The sequence below is a fragment of the Paenibacillus sp. J31P190 genome (genome assembly GCF_059692075.1).
This window is the reverse complement of sequence record NZ_JCAUAS010000005.1, coordinates 1-22,925: the sequence shown is the minus strand read 5'-3', so window position 1 is coordinate 22,925 and position 22,925 is coordinate 1. Positions and strand designations below refer to the sequence as shown.

General features: G+C 47.4%; 14 protein-coding genes. 9 read left to right on the top strand and 5 right to left on the bottom strand.

Translation table 11 applies throughout. The annotated features are described in order from the left end of the window. Window positions 1-178: 178 nt before the first annotated feature. Complete coding sequence (locus AC58U0_RS11735; protein WP_497379489.1) at window positions 179-1,765, top strand: MDR family MFS transporter; 1,587 nt, start codon at window positions 179-181, stop codon at window positions 1,763-1,765. A gap of 124 nt (window positions 1,766-1,889) precedes the next feature. Here AC58U0_RS11735 and AC58U0_RS11730 read toward each other — a convergent pair whose 3' ends face one another. From AC58U0_RS11730 to AC58U0_RS11715, 4 genes are all read right to left on the bottom strand, one after another. Next, window positions 1,890-4,325 (bottom strand): glycoside hydrolase family 2 TIM barrel-domain containing protein, encoded by a 2,436-nt coding sequence (locus AC58U0_RS11730; RefSeq protein ID WP_497379201.1) that lies wholly within the window; start codon window positions 4,323-4,325, stop codon window positions 1,890-1,892. A gap of 14 nt (window positions 4,326-4,339) precedes the next feature. Further along, the gene (locus AC58U0_RS11725) at window positions 4,340-7,111 is read right to left on the bottom strand and encodes a family 78 glycoside hydrolase catalytic domain (RefSeq protein ID WP_497379200.1); all 2,772 of its coding nucleotides are present in this window, start codon (window positions 7,109-7,111) and stop codon (window positions 4,340-4,342) included. A gap of 71 nt (window positions 7,112-7,182) precedes the next feature. Further along, a complete protein-coding gene (locus AC58U0_RS11720) occupies window positions 7,183-7,443 on the bottom strand; it encodes a hypothetical protein (RefSeq protein WP_497379198.1) in 261 nt (86 codons plus the stop codon). 28 nt (window positions 7,444-7,471) lie between these two features. Next, window positions 7,472-7,972 carry a nucleotidyltransferase domain-containing protein gene (locus AC58U0_RS11715; protein WP_497379197.1) on the bottom strand — a complete coding sequence of 167 codons (501 nt, stop codon included), beginning with the start codon at window positions 7,970-7,972 and terminating at the stop codon, window positions 7,472-7,474. Between the two features lie 374 nt (window positions 7,973-8,346). Here AC58U0_RS11715 and AC58U0_RS11710 point away from each other — a divergent pair, with 374 nt between their 5' ends. From AC58U0_RS11710 to AC58U0_RS11675, 8 genes are all read left to right on the top strand, one after another. After that, window positions 8,347-11,592: an S-layer homology domain-containing protein gene (locus AC58U0_RS11710; RefSeq protein WP_497379196.1), complete on the top strand. Its 3,246-nt coding sequence runs from the start codon at window positions 8,347-8,349 to the stop codon at window positions 11,590-11,592. 188 nt (window positions 11,593-11,780) lie between these two features. Beyond that, on the top strand, window positions 11,781-13,139 hold the full coding sequence (locus AC58U0_RS11705; RefSeq protein ID WP_497379195.1) for an MFS transporter: 1,359 nt from the start codon (window positions 11,781-11,783) through the stop codon (window positions 13,137-13,139). 38 nt (window positions 13,140-13,177) lie between these two features. Further along, a complete protein-coding gene (locus AC58U0_RS11700; RefSeq protein ID WP_497379194.1) occupies window positions 13,178-14,005 on the top strand; it encodes a helix-turn-helix domain-containing protein in 828 nt (275 codons plus the stop codon). Between the two features lie 87 nt (window positions 14,006-14,092). Continuing rightward, on the top strand, window positions 14,093-16,930 hold the full coding sequence (locus AC58U0_RS11695) for an alpha-L-rhamnosidase (protein ID WP_497379193.1): 2,838 nt from the start codon (window positions 14,093-14,095) through the stop codon (window positions 16,928-16,930). Between the two features lie 30 nt (window positions 16,931-16,960). Then, the gene (locus tag AC58U0_RS11690; RefSeq protein ID WP_497379192.1) at window positions 16,961-17,947 is read left to right on the top strand and encodes an alpha/beta hydrolase; all 987 of its coding nucleotides are present in this window, start codon (window positions 16,961-16,963) and stop codon (window positions 17,945-17,947) included. A gap of 24 nt (window positions 17,948-17,971) precedes the next feature. Next, complete coding sequence (locus AC58U0_RS11685) at window positions 17,972-20,248, top strand: beta-glucosidase (protein WP_497379191.1); 2,277 nt, start codon at window positions 17,972-17,974, stop codon at window positions 20,246-20,248. A 43-nt stretch (window positions 20,249-20,291) separates the two neighbouring features. Then, window positions 20,292-21,485: a cytochrome P450 family protein gene (locus tag AC58U0_RS11680; RefSeq protein ID WP_497379190.1), complete on the top strand. Its 1,194-nt coding sequence runs from the start codon at window positions 20,292-20,294 to the stop codon at window positions 21,483-21,485. Between the two features lie 302 nt (window positions 21,486-21,787). Next, window positions 21,788-22,558, top strand: coding sequence for an SDR family NAD(P)-dependent oxidoreductase (locus tag AC58U0_RS11675; RefSeq protein WP_497379488.1), 771 nt, complete (start codon window positions 21,788-21,790; stop codon window positions 22,556-22,558). Between the two features lie 289 nt (window positions 22,559-22,847). Here the strand turns inward: AC58U0_RS11675 and AC58U0_RS11670 are convergent. Further along, window positions 22,848-22,925: IS3 family transposase (locus tag AC58U0_RS11670; protein ID WP_497379487.1), on the bottom strand; the 78-nt coding region annotated here is incomplete at its 5' end.

The window sequence follows — 22,925 nt, the reverse complement described above, 5'->3', positions numbered from 1 at the left end:
AATGAAGTCCTGCTCTTTCAAAAAAAGAGGCGGGACTTCTTTAGGTAGAGGCAGGAACCGAAAATGGCACGATTCCACATAGTTTTCCAGACGGGTTTCTTATTATATTAGAGGGGAAGCTGAAAGTGAAAGTCAGGAGATGACAAGTATGGATTTGACTCAACCATTATTACAGCCTGTGACGAAACATGAAGTTAAGCATCAGGGATTATTACTTGCAGGTCTATTCATTGCGATGCTGTTTGGAGCGCTTGACGGGACGATTGTGGGTACCGCAATGCCAAGAATCATAGGAGAGCTCGGGGGACTAGGATTGATGACCTGGTTAACGACTTCTTATATGTTAACCTCAACGGTAATCGTTCCGATTGCGGGAAAATTATCAGACTTAATCGGTCGTAAAACAGTCTATGTAACCGGGCTTGTGATTTTTATTATTAGCTCTGCTTTATGTGGAATGTCCCAGAATATGACCGAACTAATTATTTTTCGAGCGATACAAGGGATTGGCGGGGGGATCATGATGCCGATGGCCATGATCATTGTCGGTGATCTTTTTACGGGTGTTCAAAGAGCACGGTGGCAGGGGATTTTTGGGGCGCTTTTTGGACTATCCAGCGTCATTGGACCTCAAGTAGGAGGCTTACTAGTCGATAGCTTGAACTGGAGATGGGTATTTTATATTAATTTACCTGTAGGGATCGTTGCTACGATCCTGATTGCTGCGGCACTTCCGAAGCATCATTCGGTGGAAGCAGTTCGTTTTGATGTGGTAGGCATGTTCACGATGATCGTAGGGGTTGTCGGTTTACTTCTCGCCTTAACCTTCGGAGGGAAAGAGTTCGCTTGGGGGTCATGGCAAATTATTGGCTTGTTAACCGTTTCGATTCTATTTATCTTGGCATTTGTTTGGGTAGAGACGAAGGCGGCTGAGCCCATACTACCTATGCGTTTCTTTAAAGATCGTACGTTTACCTTGATCAATGCGATCGGTTTTCTGATGAGTGTGGGGATGTTCGGAGCGATGATGTTTGTCCCTTTATTCATGCAGGGAATTCTGGGAATCAGTCCATCGGCAACGGGAACTATCATGATGCCGCTTACCTTAACCCTGATCGGTGCGAGTATCCTTAGTGGCTTAATCATCCAGAAAACAGGTATTCGCTTGCAGATGGCGGTTGGCTTATTGATCATGGCGATTGGTTTTGTCTTTCTCGCAAGGATGGGGATTCATACGAGTACGTTAAGCGTTACGATTATTATGTTTGTATTGGGACTCGGGATGGGGCTGGTATTCCCAGGATTAACTGTAGCCCTGCAAGAAAGCTACCCGCAATCTGACCTAGGAATCGTGACCTCTTCCAGCACGTTCTTTCGGCAAATTGGCGGAACGTTCGGGATGACGGTACTTGGAGCTATTATAAATATGAGGTCAAGTCAATACTTGACCGATCATCTCATTCCCGTATTAGACCGGATGCCAGAGAAAGGACCAGAGATTGATGGAATTATAACTCAAGTGAATCGTGATCCGCAGCAGCTATTTTCGGCCTTATTAAGTCCGGGTAGCATCAACAAAATGCCTAAAGTAATCCACGAAGAAGTAGTTCCTATCATGAAAATAGCACTTGTTGATTCCCTTCAATCGGTATTTCTTTGGTCTCTTGGTTTTATTGTGATCGGTCTTGTCATCTGCCTGTTTATAGGAAAAATCAAGATTACTTCTCAAACTAAGACCAAAAAGAATATGACTCATTTCCATTGAAAAATAGAAATATTGGCACGGCATCTCGACCTGGAGATCGTAAACTAGTAACGAACACAGACAAAGCGAGGAGGCTATCACCAGAGATGGGGATAGCCTCCTTTGCTTGTTTCTTCATCTTCAACTAACGTGCATGGATTTGAATGGTCTTCTGTGAGCAACCTTCAGTAGCGACTGTTACGGTGATCGTGCCGGCGTCCGTTGGTCGAACAACCGCCAAAACCTTGCCGTCAAAGGTAGTTCTCTCATCGTTGAAGAAATTCTCCTCAGATGCAGGATCGGCGCTACCAAAGCCCTGAAGTATACCCGTGCCCTCAACCTTGACCAACACCTTACGGTCAGCAGTGTTATAGAGATTTCCTTCCTTGTCGACCAAACTGATCATCACGAACGATAAATCACGATCTGATGCCTCAATCTCCGACCGGTCCGCTTCAGCCTTGAGGATCACGTTGCCGCTTGCCGAGTGAAGCGTCATTCGACCGGTCTCTTGCCCGCCACTATACGCCACCGCGGTTAATTCTCCCGCCTCGTAAACTGTGTCGAACTCCGCTTTGAACCGATTCACTTCGCCTGCTGGAGCTTTACCGACCGATCGGCCATTAACAAGAAGTTCGACTTCTTCAGCATCGGCATATATTTCTACCTTGACCGGTTTGCCTTCGTTACCGTTCCAAGACCAGCTGGAGACTGAATCGCTCCAGCTCCATGTCGACAGATTGGCTTTCTTGGAGTAATGCTCAGGCCGTTGAACAGCGATGTAGGGCTCCATCCGAAGCCCGAAAACGATCTCTCGGTAATACGAAACTGGCCGCCGGTTACCGATAATGTCAATGTCACCGCACCAAGCTGTGAGCCAAGGATATGGGGCTTGGACGATAAATCCCGCTTCCTTATCGTCATAAAGAACTCTTCCAATACCCGCTTCACCCAAATAGTCCCAGCCCGTCCAGGTAAAGTCGCCGATCACGTGGACGTTCTCTTTCACGAGTCCCCAATTCTTGTCAATTTTACTCGGGAAGGTCTCGCTACCGACAATGATCCTGTTCGGAAACAGTTCTTTGTCCATGATGTAACGGGCATCTGCGTAATTATATCCGGCGACGTCAACGCAGGAGAACGACTCAGTTGTTTTCTCGGTACACAACTCGCTGACGACGACCGCTGCCATTGCTTCTCCCATGTTGTTCATCACGTTGTTAATGCCAGTGTTTTCGATTTGGCCACCACCCTGCATGCTAGATGTATAATGCTTCACCAAATCATCCATGACGGAAAGCACAAGGTTAATGGAATTCGTGATAAACCGGGAATTATCGATGGAACGGATTTTCTCCGCGATCTTACGTCCCCACATGGAACCAATCAGGCGGCCGGTCTCCGTAATCTCATTGCCAATCGAATACAGGATAACGCAAGGGTGGTTATAATCCTTGTCCACCATGGCCTCGATATCTCTCTCCCACCAAGAAGGAAAGTTCATTGCATAATCATTGTCGGTCTTGGAAACTGTCCACATGTCGAAGCTCTCGTCCATGACGAGCATGCCGAGACGGTCGCACGCATCAAGCAATGCTTTACTAATCGGATTATGTGCACTGCGCAGAGCGTTGAATCCTGCTTGCTTAAGAATCTCTATCCGCCGTTCTTCTGCTCTTTCAATTGTCGCTGCACCGATTATGCCATTGTCGTGATGGATGCAAGCACCCCGAAGTTTAACAGTTTCTCCGTTGATACATAGTCCTCTCTCGGTATCTAACGTAAGTGAACGAATGCCGAAGGTCGATGTTTCTTCGTCTAGTTGCCCCTCGCTCGCTGTTAACGTCGTTCTGCATGTGTATAGATTCGGCTGCTCCACATTCCAAAGCTTCGGTGCCTTCACAAGCAAGCGCTGTCGAAGTGTTGCTGACTCTCCAGCGAATGTCGTGATTGGCGCCCGGTCCTTTGCAACGATAGTGCCATCGGTATCAATGAGTTCAGTCAGCACATATGAAGTCACAGTACCTAAACTTTCATTTTCAATTACTGTCGCCACACTTACTAGCGCATGCTCCTGATTAATATCAGGTGTCGTAATCTTGACGCCGTCCATGGCGATATGCACCAGATCGCTAACGATCAGCTTCGTATTGCGATAGATCCCCGCACCCGAGTACCAGCGTGAATCTTTCTGATTCACGGCGATAACCTTGATTTCATTTTCCTCGCCGTATTGCAGAAAACGGTCCGCCTTCACGTAAAACTGGCTGTAACCGAAAGGACGCTGGCATGCAAAATCGCCGTTGATATAGACCATTGCTTGGTTATACACGCCTTCGAACTCGATCGTGACCCGCTTATTCCGATATTCGGCAGGAACGAAAAACGTCTTCTTATATTCATATTTGCCCTCGGGATAATACCCGATGTCGCGATTGCCGCCTTCTTTAAGCCTCACGTTCTCGATGAGGGCATCATGCGGCAACGTGATCTGCTTTTGCTTTTGAGCGACCGACCATACGTCCATTGCGCCCATTTTCGGGCCAAACATCCAGTTAGCATTAAAAGATTTTCGAATCATAGAATCTCCTTCATTTATCCGTTGTTAATTTTACTTTGTTTTTTTTCGATCCGAACTCTTGTCCATTCATATTCACCGTTACCAAGTTGTATAGGCTCCTCGTCATCGAGCAGCAGTGTTGCAGTTGAGTTGGCTGGAATACGAAGTTTGACCTCTCTTTTCTCTTCGTCTTGTTTCCAATCCACTCGAATCGGGCCATGTACACTGTCGTATGAACCGCTTGCGTAGTCGAGTCCGCACGAAAAGTCGGGGTTGATCACGATGTGATCGTATGCGATGCCTTCTTGTTGAATGCCGAGCATTCTCCGGTAGATGAAGTCGCCGACGCAGCCGAAGGCATAATGATTAAACGAACAACTTCCCGCCTTACCGTCCTGCCGGATCGCGTCCCACGATTCCCACATGGTCGTCGCCCCGTTCTTGATTTCATATAGCCACGACGGATATTGATTTTGGTACAGCAGTTCATAGACGACGTCTCTGAATCCGTTGTCATACAAGACGTCCAATAGGTAAGGAACCGACATGAAGCCGGTATCCAGTCGATTGCCGTTTGAACGGATTAACTCAACGAGTTTGGCCGCCAAGAGCGGCTTCTTGGCATCCGACACCATGCGCATCTGCAAGGCCAGCACGTAGCTTCCTTGCAACGGATTTTTCAAGCTTCCATCTTCCGCAACGTATTCCTCTTCATAAGCTTGACGAATTCTTTCGTTCAAGCTTTGATATTCGTTCGCTTTATCTGCATACCCAAGCGTCCGGCAGATTTGGCTGAAAATATCTGTAGAGTTCGCATAAAGCGAAGTACTGACTAAATCCTTGGTTAAATACGCAGACATCGGGCCATCCGCGAATCCTGCTTCGTTGACGATGCTGGGGACTAACCAATCTCCGAGATGAAATCCGGTGTTGATCAGATAACGTTGATTTTCTAACCGCCTGCCTTCCAGTGACGCAACTTCCGGCGGAAGTTCCGAGGCGGTCTTCTCTAAATGCTTGAGCCACTTCTCCATGGCATCGAAATGCTCCGATAACACTCGGATATCGCCATAGCATTGATACAAATGCCATGGTAACGTCACGATGATGTCGCCCCAACCGATCGATCCTGAAAAGTGCATATGCATATAGCTTCTAAGCTTCGGAACGATATTGAGTACTTGTCCGTCTTCCAGTTGGTCCGCTTTGAGATTTCGAATCCAAGGTTCGAAGAAGCCGATGAGGTTCTGGTTATAGAGCGCCGTCTTCGCATATATGACGACATCCCCGGTCCAACCCGCTTTTTCCCTTGTCGGACAATCGGTCGGGATGCCGATCATGTTCGAGCGTTGACTCCAAACAATGTTCGACTGAAGCTGATTGAGTTGTTCGTTCGAGCATTGAAAGTCGCCCGCGATGGTATTATCCGAACTGATCGCGACAGCTTTAAATTGATCGAGCGTTGGCTCTCCTTCATATCCCTTGACTCGTACGTATCGGAAACCATGGTAAGTGAATTTCGGTTCGAACACTTCCGGACCCTTTCCATGACAAATATAAATATCCGTTTGATTGCGATGTTCATTCAGGAAAGGATAGAAAAAGTTGCCGTTCTCATCCAACGTTTCGCCGTGTTCGAACGTGACTTCCATTCCTTCGTAACCGGTCATTCGTGCCCGAACATATCCAGCGATATTCTGACCGAAGTCGATGACCGTGTCTCCAGCGGGCGTTGTTATAATGCGTTCCGCATCAAGCACGGCAACGGCTCGAATAGGCGGATGCGACTGCGCGAATAACCGTTTCTTATCGAAATCCACCGCCCGTACGTTGCCCCACATCGAATCATCGAAGCCTGCAGCGGAAAAGCCGTTCTTTTCCATTCTGGCATCGTATTTAACGCCGCTAAATAAATCCGCATAACGGTACGGTCCATCGTAACTGAATCGGAAAGTTTCGTCGGAATTGATCGTTTCCACGGTCTCGTCCTCATAAATGATTTCTAATTGTAGCAGCAATCCGAGCGTATCCCCATAATCGTTGCCGCGCCCAGTCGCTAACTTGCTTTTGTACCAGCCATCCGCTATGGTGATGCCCAACGCATTTTCTCCTTCGAGCAGATGATCCGTTACATCGTAGGTTTGATACTTCAGAAGCTTATCGTAGGAAGTAAATTCCGGAGCCAAAAGCGCATCGGTGATCGACTTTCCGTTGATTTGGATATCATAAACGCCATGGGCCGTCATATAGATTCTGGCTTTTTTGATTTTCTTGGAAACGCCGAATGCTTTGCGAATCATGACGGCCGGATGATAGGGCTGCAACGGGAGACTTGCCATGACCGCATCCAAATCGACGTATTCCGGTTGCTCGCCCCTCATCATCTTGCCGACGAATTCATGCCAAATCCGCTCCGCGGTCGTATACGGGTTATGTTCCAATACGCTCAAAGGCTCGGGTTCTACGAAGGATGCCGTCCAATCGGCTTCGTTAAACAAAGCCGTTTCGAACGTATTCACTTCGCTTTCGGCATGTTGATCGGTGTCGTCCCATATCTGGATTCGATAATGGTATTCCGTTCGAGAAACCAAAGGATCGCCATCGTACGCAATGGCGTACGTTCGTCGGGATTCGACCCGGCCGCTATCCCATACGACACGATCTTCTTGACGAACGATGATCCGATAAGAATACTGGAACGTGTTGCGCCTATCCGAAGATATTTGCCAGCCGAACACCGGCGTCTTCTTATCGAGGCCGATCGGATTCGTTAAATATTCGCATTGAATGCGAGTAATGCTTAACATAAGATATTCCTCCTACTGGTTAGCCGAAACGGCTTCTCATGTTGATTTCAGGTCTGCGCCGTTGAGTATTATTATCTGTCCTGTAAAGGCGGGGTATGGTCCATCCAATTCCATTCATTATTCTCGACAAAAAGGCTGACGGCTTGTTCAAATGAAATTTCTGGCATTCGGAAACCTAGCATCATCTTTGCAAAGTCCATGCATTTTTCAAACGTCGGACTCTCCACGAGATCATTTGCCTGCTCAATGAAACGGTCCGGCTTCTCAGTGGCGTTTTCAATGGCGGCCATCATTGACTTATGACATGGGAAAAGGATGCGGTTGTGCGCCAAAATAATCCGCCCGCTAAATAACACCAAGTTACTGACCGAGTGTGACAGTAGATAAGGGTTGTTCTTCTTGACGGCTTCCCCTGCGAAATAGAAGGCGTACAGATACACTTGTGCAAAAAAAAACCGTCAGATTTTTTTCTCTGTTTTTCTCAGGATAAACGGGAATTTGCGAAAGGAGCGCATCCAAATTCGGAATTTTGGAATAAATCGCTTTAGACCCAATAAACGAAGCGCGGGTTGGCTCGCTTCCTCGCTCAGCGGCCAACTCCAAAAAACGTCGATTGATAATCTTTCCGTCGATGTATCCGCCTTCATAATCGCATACTTCGTGGTTGCTGTACGAGAGCAGATTATCATTTTTTCGTTCGTCATAGGATTCGTCTGTTACAAGCAGGTAGACATCAACATCCGAAGTTTCCTTTGCTTTGCCCTGTGCGATAGAACCAGCTGTAATCACCGCTTGAATGGATGCATCCGTTTTAAGTATCTCGACAAGTCTATCTAGTGAGCGCCTATGATGTTCAAACATTGTTCTTGTCTCCTTTACAATTGGATTGGTATTCACAATTACATTAGCCGAATAAGGGAATGGTGGATATGTTTAATCCTGCCAATATCAATTGATTTTTGATCTTCTGGGAGCGATCTCAAAGCTTTGTCTCGTGTGGATTTCTTAATAGAGGCTGCCACTGAGCGCCTTTGTTTATTTTCCCTTAAACGCAGGCAGATGTTAAGAAATAGCTATTCAATCTTTGTTATGAGCTATTTCGATGCCATACAAATCCAACATATAATCAAAATGCGACTTGTAAGCGCTTTAAATGCGGGGTGATGATCGTAATTAAATAGATTTATTCTGGTTTTGATTTTTTGGGGGTAAGAGTCGACAATGGAGGGTGAACAATGGCAAAAGTACGTACATTTAAAGAAGTATCCAGTATACTAGCAGTTTCCATGATATTATCTGCTTGCTCTGTATCGCCTGTAATGGGGGCAGAACAGGTAAAATCATCCGAACAATTCAGCGATCTTCGCGACCTTGATGTTCAAACGAAAGCTAAATTTTCAGAAATGATTTCATCAGGCGTGTTCGATGGTATAAATGACGATCGTTTTGGTATTAACGAGTTTATGAACAGAGCTCAATTTGCCAAAGCAGCTGCACTAATTTTCAATTTACCAGTAGATTCGTCGCTGAAAGCTTCCAGTTATAAAGATGTGTTAGCTGATGATCCTGCCAATGGATATGCCTTACCTTTCATTGAAACGATCACAAAAGCCGGAATAACCACCGGAGATACGCCAGAAACGTACAACCCTGCAGGAAAGGTAACGAAAGAGCAGCTCGCGGCATTCTTAATTCGTGCACTTGGTAAGGAAGCAGAAGCAAAGATTGCAATAGGTGTGGAGGACAAGACGGTGTCTGATTGGGCCAAAGGATATGTGGAGTTGGCTATAAAGGAGAAGCTGCTGACTGTGGACGGAGACGGCTCATTCGGGGGCAGTTTGGCGGTGACCCGCAAGGACCTGGTCATTGCTTCTTATGAAACCAAGCATTATAAGAAGGCCTATGCGATTTCTTCCTTAATGGCTACCGACGCCAACGCTCTTTCTGTTCAATTGAATCAGCCAGTAGCGGATACGAGCGCTGTAACATTATCCGTTTATAAGAATGGGGTAGAGGCAAGCACGGGCTTTAAAACGAGTTGGAGCGAGGATAAAACAACTGCAACACTCGTATCTGATAAGAAATTTGAAGACGATACGTGGAAAGTTAGCCTAGGCGGAGCTTATCAGGTTGACAGTAAGAATAGTACGGCTCAAATCACGACAACAAAAGAAAAAATCACAAAGCTAGAATTCGTAACAGCAGATGAACATTTACCGCTTCTGTCCTCGGGCCAAAAGCTGCGTCTTGATTTCAAAGCACTTAATCAATATGGTACCCCATCTTCAAAAACTGCCAACAATCTGGACATCATGGTTATGAATGCTTCATTTACTCCAATACCGGGTGAACAAGCCATAAATATCATTGAAAATGCCGGTGTAAAAACAAATGACGTCATTTCGGTTATTATCAGAGATATGGATAGCGGAATTACGCTAACAAAAACATATCAAGTCGGTATTCAACCCATGGTAACTAAAATTGAAGTCGGAGATTTAAAAAACGACTCGAACGCTAAAATGGAGTATTTGCCCTCTCAATCATCCGCTTATCTGGATTTAAAAGCCTATGATCAATACGGTCTCCGCGTTATGGACAAAGCCTTACTAAATCAATGGGTCTCCGTGGTGCCATTAGATCCGGATCTGCAAAGAGGAGACGGTTCAAATGCCTTCATCGACACATTGATCGGAGATGAAGCACCTGATATTAAACTAACCTCCGTTGGTGACAAAGAAAAAGACATTACGGTTGCATTATATGCTAATGGTTCAGGTCAAACTATAACAAAGTCCGTCCATATCCGGACAACTGGGGTTCCGTCGGCTATACAGTTCAGCAATTATGCATTTGAACTTGCACAAGGCGACAAAGTGCATGAAGACGACTCGGTCGATGCGAAAATGTATATCCCCCTTGAGATTAATGATGCACAAGGGACTAAGCTGACACCAGATCAAATCGTGGATAAAGCAGATAAACTACTTATCGTTAGCAATGGAGTAGTAACGCTTGAGACCGATCCATCGAAAGCGAAGAACTTTATTTCAACTAGCGGGAAAAATAAAGGTAAAATCGCATTGAAGTCGGTTGATGCAAAAGGTTCAGCGGTCATAACTGTATTCTTGAAAGACAATCCAGAAGTGAAAGCTCAGTTCCAAATGAATACCGGCAATGCCCGCAAAGCCGATTATTTAAAATTTTCTACGGCTCCGAGCAAGTACCAAATGCCCTTCTGGGGCAACGAATTCAGAATTAAGGTTTATGATCAGTACGGTCAAGAAATGAAATATGATGATGCTAATCAATACTATGTGCGGATGACTTTCAAACATAGCAGCGGCAATGCATTCGGCGCTTTTATGGGAAGTAAAGAAAAAGACTTGTCAGTGAATCCGCTTTATACAAATTATAAGTATGTATTCCAAGCATATCCTAATGGTATGGGTGACGCATCTGGACCTATTGGTACTGTTGCGAATGCTGTTTATCAAGATTTTGACATCAATACGATGTTTGACAAGACGTTCAGATTCTACACGGGTAACGCGGGTGAATCTGAATTTGCATTCAAAGCGACTTTGTTTACGAAGGTAAGCAATCAGGAGATAAATTCTTTAACAACAAATGTACAAACCTTTGATCCTAAACTCTCTACGGATTCGATGGGTAAATCAATATTTGAAGCACCGGTACTCTTGCCATTCAACTATTTGTCGACGGTGGTTGCTGTTAGAGACTATTGGGGAGAGACAGTCACAGATGCGACTTATTTGATAAACAAATACGAAAAATTTGCGAAAGAAATCAATATGATTCCAATGAAAGGCAGCGAGTTCGTATCCGGTAATATTTACACCGTTCACTCTGCAGCATCGAGTAATTCATCCGTAGCGCAAGCGGTGAAAGGAAGTAACGGTCATTGGTACGTATTAGGACTCAAAGAAGGAAAGGCCACCATTCTTGTTGTTTATAAAGACGGGAAGGGTGAGGATAAAATAGCAAGCTTTGATATCAATGTGAAAAATGAAGTTCCTTCGATAACATCCATTGCGCTTGATAAATCTAGAGCAATGAATGTATCCAAAACAGATCTTGCTGCAGGACTCTACCTATGGGATGAGAAGTTGGCCAATAAAATAATGGTTTCGGATCAATTTTTTGACTCCATTGTAGCTTATCATGCACCCGGAACTTTTGATGATGAATTGAATCCTACCGATAATTGGCTGGTCCAAGACCCAACTGCTCTTACCTCTAGTCATGATGGCAACGAATTGTTAAATCTAATGTTCTATATTGATAAAATTAATTATGGGCCATCTGCAAGCGGTACGGCCGATTCCGTAACTATTGATCCCAAACGTGGTTTTATTACTTACACTTCTTATGGCGGTACGCAGATTACAAGCTTCAGAGTGAAGGTGCTTGCCCCAAGCGGAAGCTCTGCATCATTTGATGTAGTCCTTCAGCCATAATGCAGCACACAAAAGTCGCGTGAAAACGCGGCTTTTTGTCATTCTTTGGAGCGAGGGGGAAATTGGAGATTCTTTCTTAGGTTAAGATTCAACTATCCTACCTTTGTATATAGTTATTTAATCACATTGATTTGTCCTTTAAACTTGGCTTATACAGATTTGGGTGACTGACTTAGGAGGAATAATGTATGGACAGAGAACTATCAAATAAGACATTGATGGGAGATGGGATGGGGCAATTCTCCCTTAATATCTCAACCGGCTTGCTCGGGATGATCACATACTACTATACGGATATCGCCGGGGTTTCTGCAGGGTTGGTCGGGACGATCATGCTGTTGACCAAAGCGCTGGACGCCGTGGCCGATGTCGGGATGGGCGTGCTCGTGGACCGGACCCGATCCAAACATGGGCAGGCGCGCCCATGGCTGCTGTGGATGGTCATTCCAATGTTTGTATCGATTTTACTTCTGTTCTCGGTACCTAATGCGGATCCCGGAGTGAAGATTGCCTACGCGGTTGCAACCAATATCTTGTTCTTTATAGGCGTATATACACCCCTTTCCATTCCTTATGTGAGTCTGATGGTATTAACGACAAGAAGCCCGGCAGATCGATCTCTCATGGGCATCTATCGTTCGGGATTCGGATATTTGGCAGGGATGGTTGTGGCAATTGGATTCATTCCGATGGTGAATGCGATGGGAGGCGAAAAGCAGGATTGGATGCTGCTCGCTGCGATATTCGGAGCAGTTGCCTCCATCGGTATTTATATTACCTTCCGTGCGACGAAAGAGAAGTACAATACGCAACAACTGAAAGAGATGGGCGAGGTCAAGAAGTCGTTGTCCTTATGGGCAGGGACCCGATTGTTGTTCACGAACAAATTCTGGCTTATCATCGCTGCTGCCGGCATGTTAGCCAACATTTTATTTGCTCTGTCTGGCACTGCCGGAATGTATTATGCCAAATATATCTGGGGCGATGTCAATCTGGTCAGCATCATGGGCGGCATCGGTCTTATTCCCGTCATCGTCGTCTTCTTGCTCTCTGGACCGGCTATCAAGCGAATCGGCAGGCGGAATACGGCAATCCTTGGGCTCATTATCGGGGTGCTCGGTTTGCTCCTTCGTCTTATCGATCCGGCGAGTGTTGCACTCGGTCTAATTGGTTCCTTGATCCAAGCGTTCGGGATGATTCCGCTGATGATTGTACTCTCGCCGCTCATGGCGGATACGATCGAATACGGAGAATGGAAGCATGGACAGCGCATCGTCGGACTAACAAATAGCGTTAGCGGCTTCTTTGGCAAAATCGGCACTGCATTCGGGACTGCCTTAATCGGTTGGCTGCTGGCCTGGGGTCATTACCAGGAAGGGGCAACGGTTCAGATGGAGTCCGTCAAGCAGATGATCATTATTTTTAATATTTATATTCCGCTAGTCATTTATGCATGTATTGCCGTTCTGCTGTTCTTTTACTCGCTGGAAAAACAATACACGTACATCTTGGACGAGTTAGAGCGTAGAAAAGACATCATAGGTTAATGTGATTACGTTTGCTGATGAAAGGAGATGCAGTTAGGATGGATTATACAATATTTCCAGGAAGCTTTTTCATCAAGGACAATGTACCTTTCCATACGGCATTGACTGAAGAGGCACCTTATCTGATGAGACATCAGCATGATTGTATCGAAGTCGCTTATGTTACAGAGGGAGAGGGACTGCACTATATCGGTGAAAGTACCCTGAGCGTGACCAAAGGCGACTTGTTTCTCATTCCGGCCTACGTATCTCACGTATTCCAGCCGAAGGAGTTAACAGGTGAACGACCGCTAAAGCTCATCAATTGCTTATTTTATCCCGATATGCTGGACGCAGCGGAGTTGTGTCAGATTAAGCATTGGCGGGTATACCGCGAGACAGGTGACGAATTCAAGCAGCTTCTGGATTGTATGCTTACAGAACAACAGAAGCAAATAGAAGCTCCCATTGGGCTTTTGACGTTATGGAAGAAGCTGATGGTAATGCTTCAAACCAAACCGCAGAAGACGGATTTGAATTGTGTTGAAAGTAATGAGGTTCCGATTCACCAAGCAGTCCAACATATGGGATTTCGATTCGTGAACCCGCTTCCTATACCGGAAATCAGTCGGTTCGTGTCCATGAGTACCCGGAATTTTCAACGCTTGTTTAAATCCCTTACCGGACGATCCTATGTACGAATGCTGCAAGAAATTCGAATGCTCCACAGCTGCGGAATGCTTCAATATACCGATTGGAGCGTTCAGGCTGTCGCTGAAAAGGTCGGCATCTATGATATGAATTATTTCTACAGGTTGTTTAAGGAGCATTTCGGTACGACGCCTGCAGCGTTTCGGCAGCTTCACAATCGCTTGGGAGCGTTATGAAAATGGCGTGATTTCACATAGTTTTTCAGAATGAGGTTTTGTTATCTTTAGTTAAGAAATATGAACTGCAAAGAGAGGAATATGACTATGAGAATCACTCGATTGAAAACCAACCGTATCGTAAATCCGCTAGGATTCGCGCTCGACAAGCCGCGTTTATCCTATGTCGTGACGGAGACGGACGCAAAGAAACAGACTGCCGCTCGTTACCAGGTCGCCTTGGATGATAAATTTACAACCGTTCTATACGACAGCGGCAAGAGAGAGGATATCGATAGTATCGCGTTTGAGCTATCGATTGCACTGCAACCGCGAACCCGTTATTACTGGCGAGTGGAAGTGTGGGCGGATAACGGTGATCATGCCGTCAGCGAGACCGCGTGGTTCGAGACCGCGAAGCTAGAAGAACCGTGGGTCGCCAAATGGATTGTTCCAGAGATGGACAAGGACATTCATCCGGTCCTTGCGAGATCGTTTGAGTTAAGTGCGCCGATCACGTCTGCACGTGCATATGTTTGCGGACTGGGATTGTATGAAATGGAAATCAATGGCGAGAAAGCCGGTGACGAGTACCTCGCTCCCCATTTTAACGCTTACCAGAAATGGCTGCAGTATCAAACTTATGATGTGACGGAATTGCTGCAGCAAGGCGAGAACCAAGTAGCAGTCAGTCTCGGTAACGGATTGTATAAAGGAAGATTCGGCTTCGACGGACATTCGGCTGAGTTGTACGGAAACGAGTTCGCCCTTCTATGTGAAATCGTTGTAACGTACTCTGACGGATCGAAAGTTGTTATTTCATCTGATACGGACTGGAAGGCAACCAAGAGCAAAGTGATGGACGGCAATCTTTATGACGGTGAAGTTTACGATGCGACATTCGAATCATCGGAAACCTTCGCTGTCCGCGAAGGCGCGATCGGTTACGACCGGTTAGAAGCACGGATTAGCTTGCCTGTTGTCATTAAAGAAGAACGTAAGCCGATCGAAGTCATTCATACTCCGGCAGGTGAAACCGTACTTGATATGGGGCAGAATATGGTCGGTTTGATGCGATTCCGTACCAACGCTCCGAAAGGCACCGTCATCCGTCTCCAACATGGCGAAGTGCTGCAAGATGGCAACTTCTATCGTGAGAACCTGCGAACTGCCAAGGCGGAATATCAATATACAGCTGATGGCTCAGAAGCATTCGTGCGACCGTATTTCACGTTCTATGGCTTCCGATATGTGAAGGTTGAAGGCTGGCCAGGCGAACTGAATCTGGATGACTTCACCGGGTGCGTCCTTTACTCCGATATGGAGGAGATCGGAACCATTGAAACGAGCAATGAACTCGTAAACCGTTTATTCCTAAATGCGTTGTGGGGACAGAAAGGCAATTTCCTCGATATTCCGACGGACTGCCCGCAACGGGATGAAAGAATGGGGTGGACGGGGGATGCACAGGTGTTCTCCGGCACGGCAAATTTCAACATGGACACGTATGCCTTCTTCAGCAAATACGGATACGATATGGGCCGTGAACAAGAGGATCGGAATGGCATGGTTCCGATGGTCGTTCCAGCTGCTAATGTGCAGGGAGGCGGCTCCAGCGCCTGGGCAGATGCGGCGACGATTATTCCATGGAACGTATATCTCCATTACGGGGACAAAGCCATTCTGGAACAGCAATTCGAGAGTATGAAAAGTTGGGTCGACTTTATTGTCCGTGCGGATGAAGAATCTGGTGGACGGAGACTATGGACGACTGGCTTCCATTTCGGCGATTGGTTGGCGCTTGACGGAAGTAATCCGGATTCTCCGATGGGCGGAACCGACACGGACTTTATCGCTTCGGCCTATTATCGTTATTCCTCACAATTGGCGGCGAAAGCGGCAAGAGTGCTCGGGAAAGACGAGCTGGCTGACTACTATGGGCGTATATCGGATGAAGTGAAAGCAGCTATTGAAGTCGAATTTTTCACGAAAAGCGGGCGGCTCGCTCTCGATACGCAAACGGCTTATGCGGTGGCCTTATTCATGGATCTGGTTCCGGACGCTTACAAACCGAAAGTGGTTGATGGGCTTCGCAAGCGGCTCAAGATCGATCGGAATCACTTGAAGACCGGCTTCGTCGGCACCCCTTACCTCAATCGAGTACTGTCGGAATACGGATGTAACGATCTAGCCTATACGTTGCTATTAAACGATGACTATCCGAGCTGGCTCTATGCCGTGAAAATGGGTGCAACGACGATATGGGAGCGTTGGAATTCGATTATGCCGGACGGCAAAATAAGTAGTACGGGCATGAATTCGCTTAACCATTACGCATACGGGGCGATTGTGGAATGGATGTACCGTTCCGTTGCAGGTATCAATCCGACGGAAGATGCACCGGGCTTCCGTCGTGTGGAACTAGCTCCTCAACCGGATTTCCGTTTAAAGTGGGCAAAGGCTCAAGTGGAGTCGGCGGCAGGATTATATAAAAGCGAGTGGACATTTAGTGATGAAGGGCATCTTACATTTCATTTCGTCATACCGTTCAATGCAGAAGCAAACGTTAGATTGCCTTATGCGGACTTAACAGCCATCGAGATTAACGGCAAGAGTGTAAGTGAGAGCTTGATCGCTGGCGTTCAGCTAGGTGAAGAAACGCAGCTGGAACTGTCCAGTGGCAGCTATATCATTTACTATGCACCAACTAAGAGTTATATCAAGCAGCTTAGCACCAAGACACCGCTGATCGAGCTGCTTCGCCATGAAGGCGCTCGTGCCGTGATTCAAAGCGTTCTTCCTCCGGGCATGGAGTCGCTCAATCCAGATACGCTTAGCGCTTCGATCGGAGATGCAACGCTTCGAGATCTCTCTGCTTATTATCCGATGGAAACGAATATGCTCGATCGATTGGATGAACAGCTTATGGCATTGCCCATCGGATAAAATTTTATTAAGTTTGCGAGGGAAACGTAGATGAGAACTTTTACCCAACTGCTAACCAATGAAAATGTTACATTAACGGCTTATCTCTTGGATTCATCGCAAGAGATGCCGAACACCCACATCCGGCCGGCCATTCTTATCCTTCCCGGAGGTGCGTACCGGGGTTGTTCGGACAGGGAAGCCGAACCGGTTGCAATGGCCTTCCTGGCGGAAGGATATCAAGCGTTCGTGCTAAGATACTCCGTCAATCAACATGCCGCATTCCCGAAACCGCTTCACGATGCGGAAGAAGCTTTGGAGCTGATCCGGGAGCACAGCCGCGATTGGGGGATCGATCCGGAGAAAGTGGCAGTCTGCGGGTTCTCTGCTGGAGGACATTTAGCCGCGGCATTAGGCACAATGGGGAGAGTAAGGCCGAATGCCATGATCCTCGGTTATCCATGCATCTTGGCGTCGATGAGCGCCATCTTCCCCGTACCTGTACCGGGCGTGGATGAAGAGGTCGATGCTTCCACGCCGCCCGCGTTTATCTTCCATACGTTCGCGGATACGCTTGTACCTGTTAACAATGCGTTGGCATTCGCGGCGGCTATGGATCGCGCGAAAGTACCGTTCGAGCTGCATATATTCCGGAACGGCGTCCATGGCTTGTCCCTCGCAAAGCCAGTTACTTCAGGCGGATTGCTGTCAATGGCGGATACAGATGCTGCCAAATGGTTCGGTTTGTGCACGGCTTGGATCAAGAATGTATTCGGTGAATTTGCTTCGAATCAAGAGCTGTTGTTGAACGAAGAAGTCCATGAATATAGTGTGGACGTTCAACTGGGCGTACTTTGGAAAAATCCCGCATGTAAACAATTAATACAGACTGAGCTGCCTATTCTTGAAGATAGTCCGCAATTGCAGGATGCAATGGGTGTTCCACTGCGTACCGTAATCGAATTCGGCGGGGGGCTGCTGTCGGCTGAGGCTATTGACCGATTGAATCAGGATCTCAAAGCAATTCAGGTCGACTAGATTAATAGCTGAGGAGAGAACCACATGGAAAGAAACATCAACGAATTGATAGCTGCTATGACACTGGAGGAGAAAGCCGGACTTTGCTCCGGAGCTACCTTTTGGTCAACGAAGGCGATTGACCGCCTTGGTATTCCATCCATTATGATGACGGACGGACCGCACGGCCTGCGCAAGCAGGCGGGTAATGCGGATCATCTGGGGCTGAACGAAAGCGTTCCGTCTACCTGCTTCCCGTCCGCAGCCGGATTGGCAAGCTCCTGGAACCGGGAGCTCATCCACCGCGTCGGCGAGGCGTTGGGCAAGGAAAGTCAGGCGGAGAACGTTGCCATTTTGCTAGGTCCGGGCGCGAACATTAAACGTTCGCCGCTGTGCGGCCGGAACTTTGAATATTTCTCGGAAGACCCCTATCTGACGGGGGAACTGGCAGCCGCTCATATCGGAGGCGTGCAAAGCCAAGGCGTAGGGACATCGCTGAAGCATTTTGCTGTTAACAATCAGGAGCATCGCCGGATGACAACAGATGCGGTCGTGGATGAACGCACGCTGCGCGAAATTTACCTGACTGGCTTCGAAATTGCCGTCAAAAAAGGGCAGCCTTGGACAGTCATGTCGGCGTACAATCGACTGAACGGGTCGTACTGCTCCGAGAATGAGAGACTTCTAACGCACATTCTGAAGGAAGAGTGGGGGCATGAAGGATTCGTCGTTTCCGACTGGGGGGCCGTGAATGAAGCGGCAGACAGTGTAGCTGCTGGCATGGAGCTTGAAATGCCGTCCAGCAATGGTGTCGGTCAAGGGAAAATTGTAGCGGCTGTGAAGAGTGGGCAATTGTCCGTTGAGGCGCTGGACAGAGCGGTTGTGCGTCTGCTAACTGTAATTTTCAAAGCCGTCGATAACAATAAAGCTAATGCAGTCTATGACAAGCAAGCGCATCACCAGTTGGCGCGAGAAACCGCTCGGGAGACGATGGTGTTGCTGAAAAACGACGACAGCCTGCTTCCTCTGCCGAAAACGGGCAAGATCGCGATTATCGGTGCCCTGGCTGAACAGGTTCGTTATCAGGGCGGCGGCAGCTCCCATATTAACCCGACGAAGGTGGATAACATTCGCGATGAAATCGAGAAATCGTCCGGCAACGGGGCAGAGATCCGTTATGCACAAGGCTACGAGCTGGATATTGACGACACCGTCGAAGCTAAGCTTGAAGAGGCCAAATTGTTGGCTGAGGATTGCGACATTGCCGTCTTGTTCGTCGGTCTGCCTGACCGCTACGAATCGGAGGGCTATGACCGGACGCACCTCAATTTGCCGGCAAACCAGGTGCACCTGATCGAAAAAATCGCATCGGTCCAACCGAACATTGTTGTGGTGCTGAGCAACGGCGCACCGATTGTCATGCCTTGGCTTGGGAAGGTTAAGGCAGTACTAGAGGGGTATTTGGGCGGGCAAGCTGTCGGGGGAGCCGTGGCTGATATATTGTTTGGCGACGCCAATCCGAGCGGCAAGCTGGCAGAGACGTTCCCGAAGAGCTTGAAGCAGAACCCGTCACACCCTTACTTCCCTGGCGAAGGGGACCGGGTGGAATATCGCGAAGGGATATTAGTCGGTTACCGGTACTACGAAGCGAAGGATATCGAACCGCTCTTCCCATTCGGTTATGGACTAAGCTACACCACGTTTGCTTATTCCGACTTTACAGTGGACAAGAGTGATATTACAGATCAAGATACCGTTCACGTAAGTGTGAATGTGAAGAATACGGGCAGCCGATCAGGGCAAGAAATTGTTCAGCTGTACGTCAGCTGCGCGACTTCAAACGTGATTCGTCCGGAAAAGGAACTCAAAGGATTCGTCAAGGTTGCGCTTGAGCCAGGGGAAAAGAAAAAGGTTTCGTTCTCACTTGATAAGCGAAGCTTCGCCTATTACAACACCGAACTGAACGATTGGCATGTTGAATCGAGCGAATATGAAGTCTTGATCGGCAGTTCTTCCCGCGATATCTTGCTTAGGTCAACCTTGAACGTAAAGTCAACGACGGAGCTCGTACCGACGTTTCATCGCAACACAACACTTGGTGAAATAATGGAGAATCCGAAGACTCGCCCGATCCTGGAATATTTGCAAGGGATGTTTTCTCAATCGGCAGAGCCTTCTGACGCCGTTTCTTCAGAAATGATGATGGCGATGATGCGTTATATGCCGTTGCGTGCCCTGTTGCCATTTTCTGGAGGAGCGATGACAGAGGAAGCGCTTGGCATGCTTCTGGAGCAATTTAACAACGCGGTTAGAAACAATTAATACCTTCAAGGATTTAACCCAAATCGTATAGCGGAGGGAACCAATGTCAAAAATCGATTTTCTGAACGAAACATTTATTCGCAACCCGTATCCTGCCTACAGCGAAGTTCGCGATCAAGACCCGGTGTACCGTTTTCTCATGCCGAACGGACACTATGCATGGATTATCACTCGATACGACGACGCTGTGGAAGTCTTGAATGACTCGCGTTTCGTGACGAACCCTCCATACATGGCCGAGAACAATGGACCATCTGGTCCGCTGCACAAGGAGATCATTTCCCGCAACTTGCTGAGTGTGAATCCTTCGGATCATCGCCGCTTGCGTCGTCTGATTCAGAAGGCGTTTACGCCGCGTATGATCGAACGGCTCAGAGGGCGTATCGAGGAGATCAGCAATGAACTTCTCGATAAGGTGCAGGACAAGGGGGAAATGAATCTTATCGAAGATTTCGCATTCCCGCTTCCGATTATTGTGATCTGCGAAATGCTGGGCGTTCCGATCGAAGATCAGGATAAATTTCACGAATGGTCCAATGTGATTATGGAAGGGTTTAACAATCCTCAATTTGAAGAGCAAAGCGATGCCGTGATGATGGCATTCGTTGATTACTTGCAGGACTTGATCGCAAAAAGACGCAACCATTTGCAGGAGGATTTAATAAGCGATCTGATCAGCGTCGAGGACGAAGGGGATGTCCTAACCGAGCATGAGTTGTACGCACTCGTATTCGTACTTATCATTGCTGGTCATGAAACGACGGTGAATTTGATCGGGAACGGCATACTTGCTTTACTGGAACATCCGGAACAGAAGGAAAGGCTGCAAAGTCAACCTGAGCTTATTCATTCTGCGATCGAAGAAATTCTTCGCTATAACGGGCCTGCTGAGGTTAGTAACATTCGATGGGTGACGGAGGATGTAGAGCTGAGAGGCAAGCAGATTCGCAAGGGCGAGATGTTGTTTATTTCTTTCGCATCGGCAGATCGGGACAGTGAGCAATTCACAGAGCCGGATAACTTCGACATCACCCGAGAGGCGAATAACCATATCGCCTTTGGAAAGGGGATTCATTACTGCCTCGGTGCGCCTCTGGCCCGATTGGAAGGTGAAATCGCCATCGGCATGGTGCTTCGACGAATGCCAGAACTGCGGTTGAAGACGACAAGCGATAACCTGGCATGGCGTCCTGGGATGATTATACGAGGTCTAGAGGAGATTCCTGTCTTGTTCTAAATGTAACGTTAGCAGAAAGATCATCATATAGGAGGTAAGATATTATGACGTACAACGCGAATATCAAAATTGGGGAGCTTCTGAATCATGAAGAAGCGGTAGCGGTGTTGACCAGACATTTGCCCGAGTTTGTCAAGGAACCTACCTTTAAAATGGCTTCTTCCTTCACCTTGGATCAACTGGCGGCATTACCTCAAGTAAACATTCCGGCAGAAGTACTGCAATCGTTGCAAGACGACTTGTCGAAGCTCATCTTTGACCACCCGTCTCCTGAAGCAGCACCGAAAAGTGAAGTACCGAACCTGGCTGCTGCTCCCAACCTTGAAGGCAAGGTCGTTATTGTTACCGGGGCTGGTAGCGGGATCGGACGGGCGAGCAGCTTGAAGCTTGCAGCAGGCGGTGCTAAGGTTGTTGTCGTCGATTATAACGAGAGCACTGGACTGGAGACGCTTGAACTTGTCAAGCGTATGGGCGGAGAAGGCATCTTCGTGCAGGCGGATGTATCGAGCAGCTCGGACGTTCAGAACTATGTGCAAACGACCGTTAAGACGTATGGCAAAATCGACGTTCTATTCAACAATGCCGGTATGCTTCAGAAATTTGGCCGGTTCCAGGATATCTCTGAAGAGGAATTCAGCCGGGTGCTGGATGTCAATCTGAAAGGGGTTTTCCTTGGCATGAAGTACGCTCTTCAGGTTATGGATAAACAAGGGTATGGCAATATTATCAACACGGCTTCGACGACCGCACTACGCGCGGAGCATAGTCTAGCCGCCTACACAGCAAGTAAGCACGGGGTGGCCGGATTAACCAAAGCAGCCGCCATCGAATATGTGCGAAAAGGGATACGGATCAATGCAATCTGTCCGGGTGGAGTCGCGACAACCTTGACAGATTCCGTTCCAAAGCAGCTTCAAGAAAGCGGATATGTGCCGGAGGAGTTCCCGAATATGCGAATTGGACGCTATGCTGAGCCGAAGGAACTGGCTGAGGTGGTCGCTTTTCTGGCCTCCGATAGCTCCAGCTATATGACGGGATCGATCATTGTCGTTGACGGCGGATTGACCCTATAAAAGAAGAAGTAAAAATCATGAGAATCATCTTTGGCGATCTCATGATTTTTTTGTTATTAGGTTAAATATGAAAAAGCTCCACCACAAGATGTGAATGAACGGGCATGCACTATTTGTGGTGTATGAATATTTATGCATACACTTCATAAGTGTAGATTCATTATTACAAACAATTTTGAAACAGAGGCTCTATCGGGAAACAGAAGAAGGCAATTGCTTTTAATTATGAAACAAAATTAACGGAGCCACGCAGGTTTGAAGTGACCCCCAAAAGTTAGACAGTATATAGTTAGACTGCCTTTAGCGCATGAGTTCGGTACTGTACCGGGCTCATGCCTTTTAGTTTTGCCTTTATTCGTTTATGGTT

Bases quoted from the DNA above. Each gene is read 5' to 3' on its own strand.
- AC58U0_RS11730 (WP_497379201.1), bottom strand. From the start codon at position 4,325: ATGATTCGAAAATCTTTTAATGCTAACTGGATGTTTGGCCCGAAAATG.
- AC58U0_RS11725 (WP_497379200.1), bottom strand. From the start codon at position 7,111: ATGTTAAGCATTACTCGCATTCAATGCGAATATTTAACGAATCCGATC.
- AC58U0_RS11715 (WP_497379197.1), bottom strand. From the start codon at position 7,972: ATGTTTGAACATCATAGGCGCTCACTAGATAGACTTGTCGAGATACTT.
- AC58U0_RS11710 (WP_497379196.1), top strand. From the start codon at position 8,347: ATGGCAAAAGTACGTACATTTAAAGAAGTATCCAGTATACTAGCAGTT.
- AC58U0_RS11705 (WP_497379195.1), top strand. From the start codon at position 11,781: ATGGACAGAGAACTATCAAATAAGACATTGATGGGAGATGGGATGGGG.
- AC58U0_RS11700 (WP_497379194.1), top strand. From the start codon at position 13,178: ATGGATTATACAATATTTCCAGGAAGCTTTTTCATCAAGGACAATGTA.
- AC58U0_RS11695 (WP_497379193.1), top strand. From the start codon at position 14,093: ATGAGAATCACTCGATTGAAAACCAACCGTATCGTAAATCCGCTAGGA.
- AC58U0_RS11690 (WP_497379192.1), top strand. From the start codon at position 16,961: ATGAGAACTTTTACCCAACTGCTAACCAATGAAAATGTTACATTAACG.
- AC58U0_RS11685 (WP_497379191.1), top strand. From the start codon at position 17,972: ATGGAAAGAAACATCAACGAATTGATAGCTGCTATGACACTGGAGGAG.
- AC58U0_RS11680 (WP_497379190.1), top strand. From the start codon at position 20,292: ATGTCAAAAATCGATTTTCTGAACGAAACATTTATTCGCAACCCGTAT.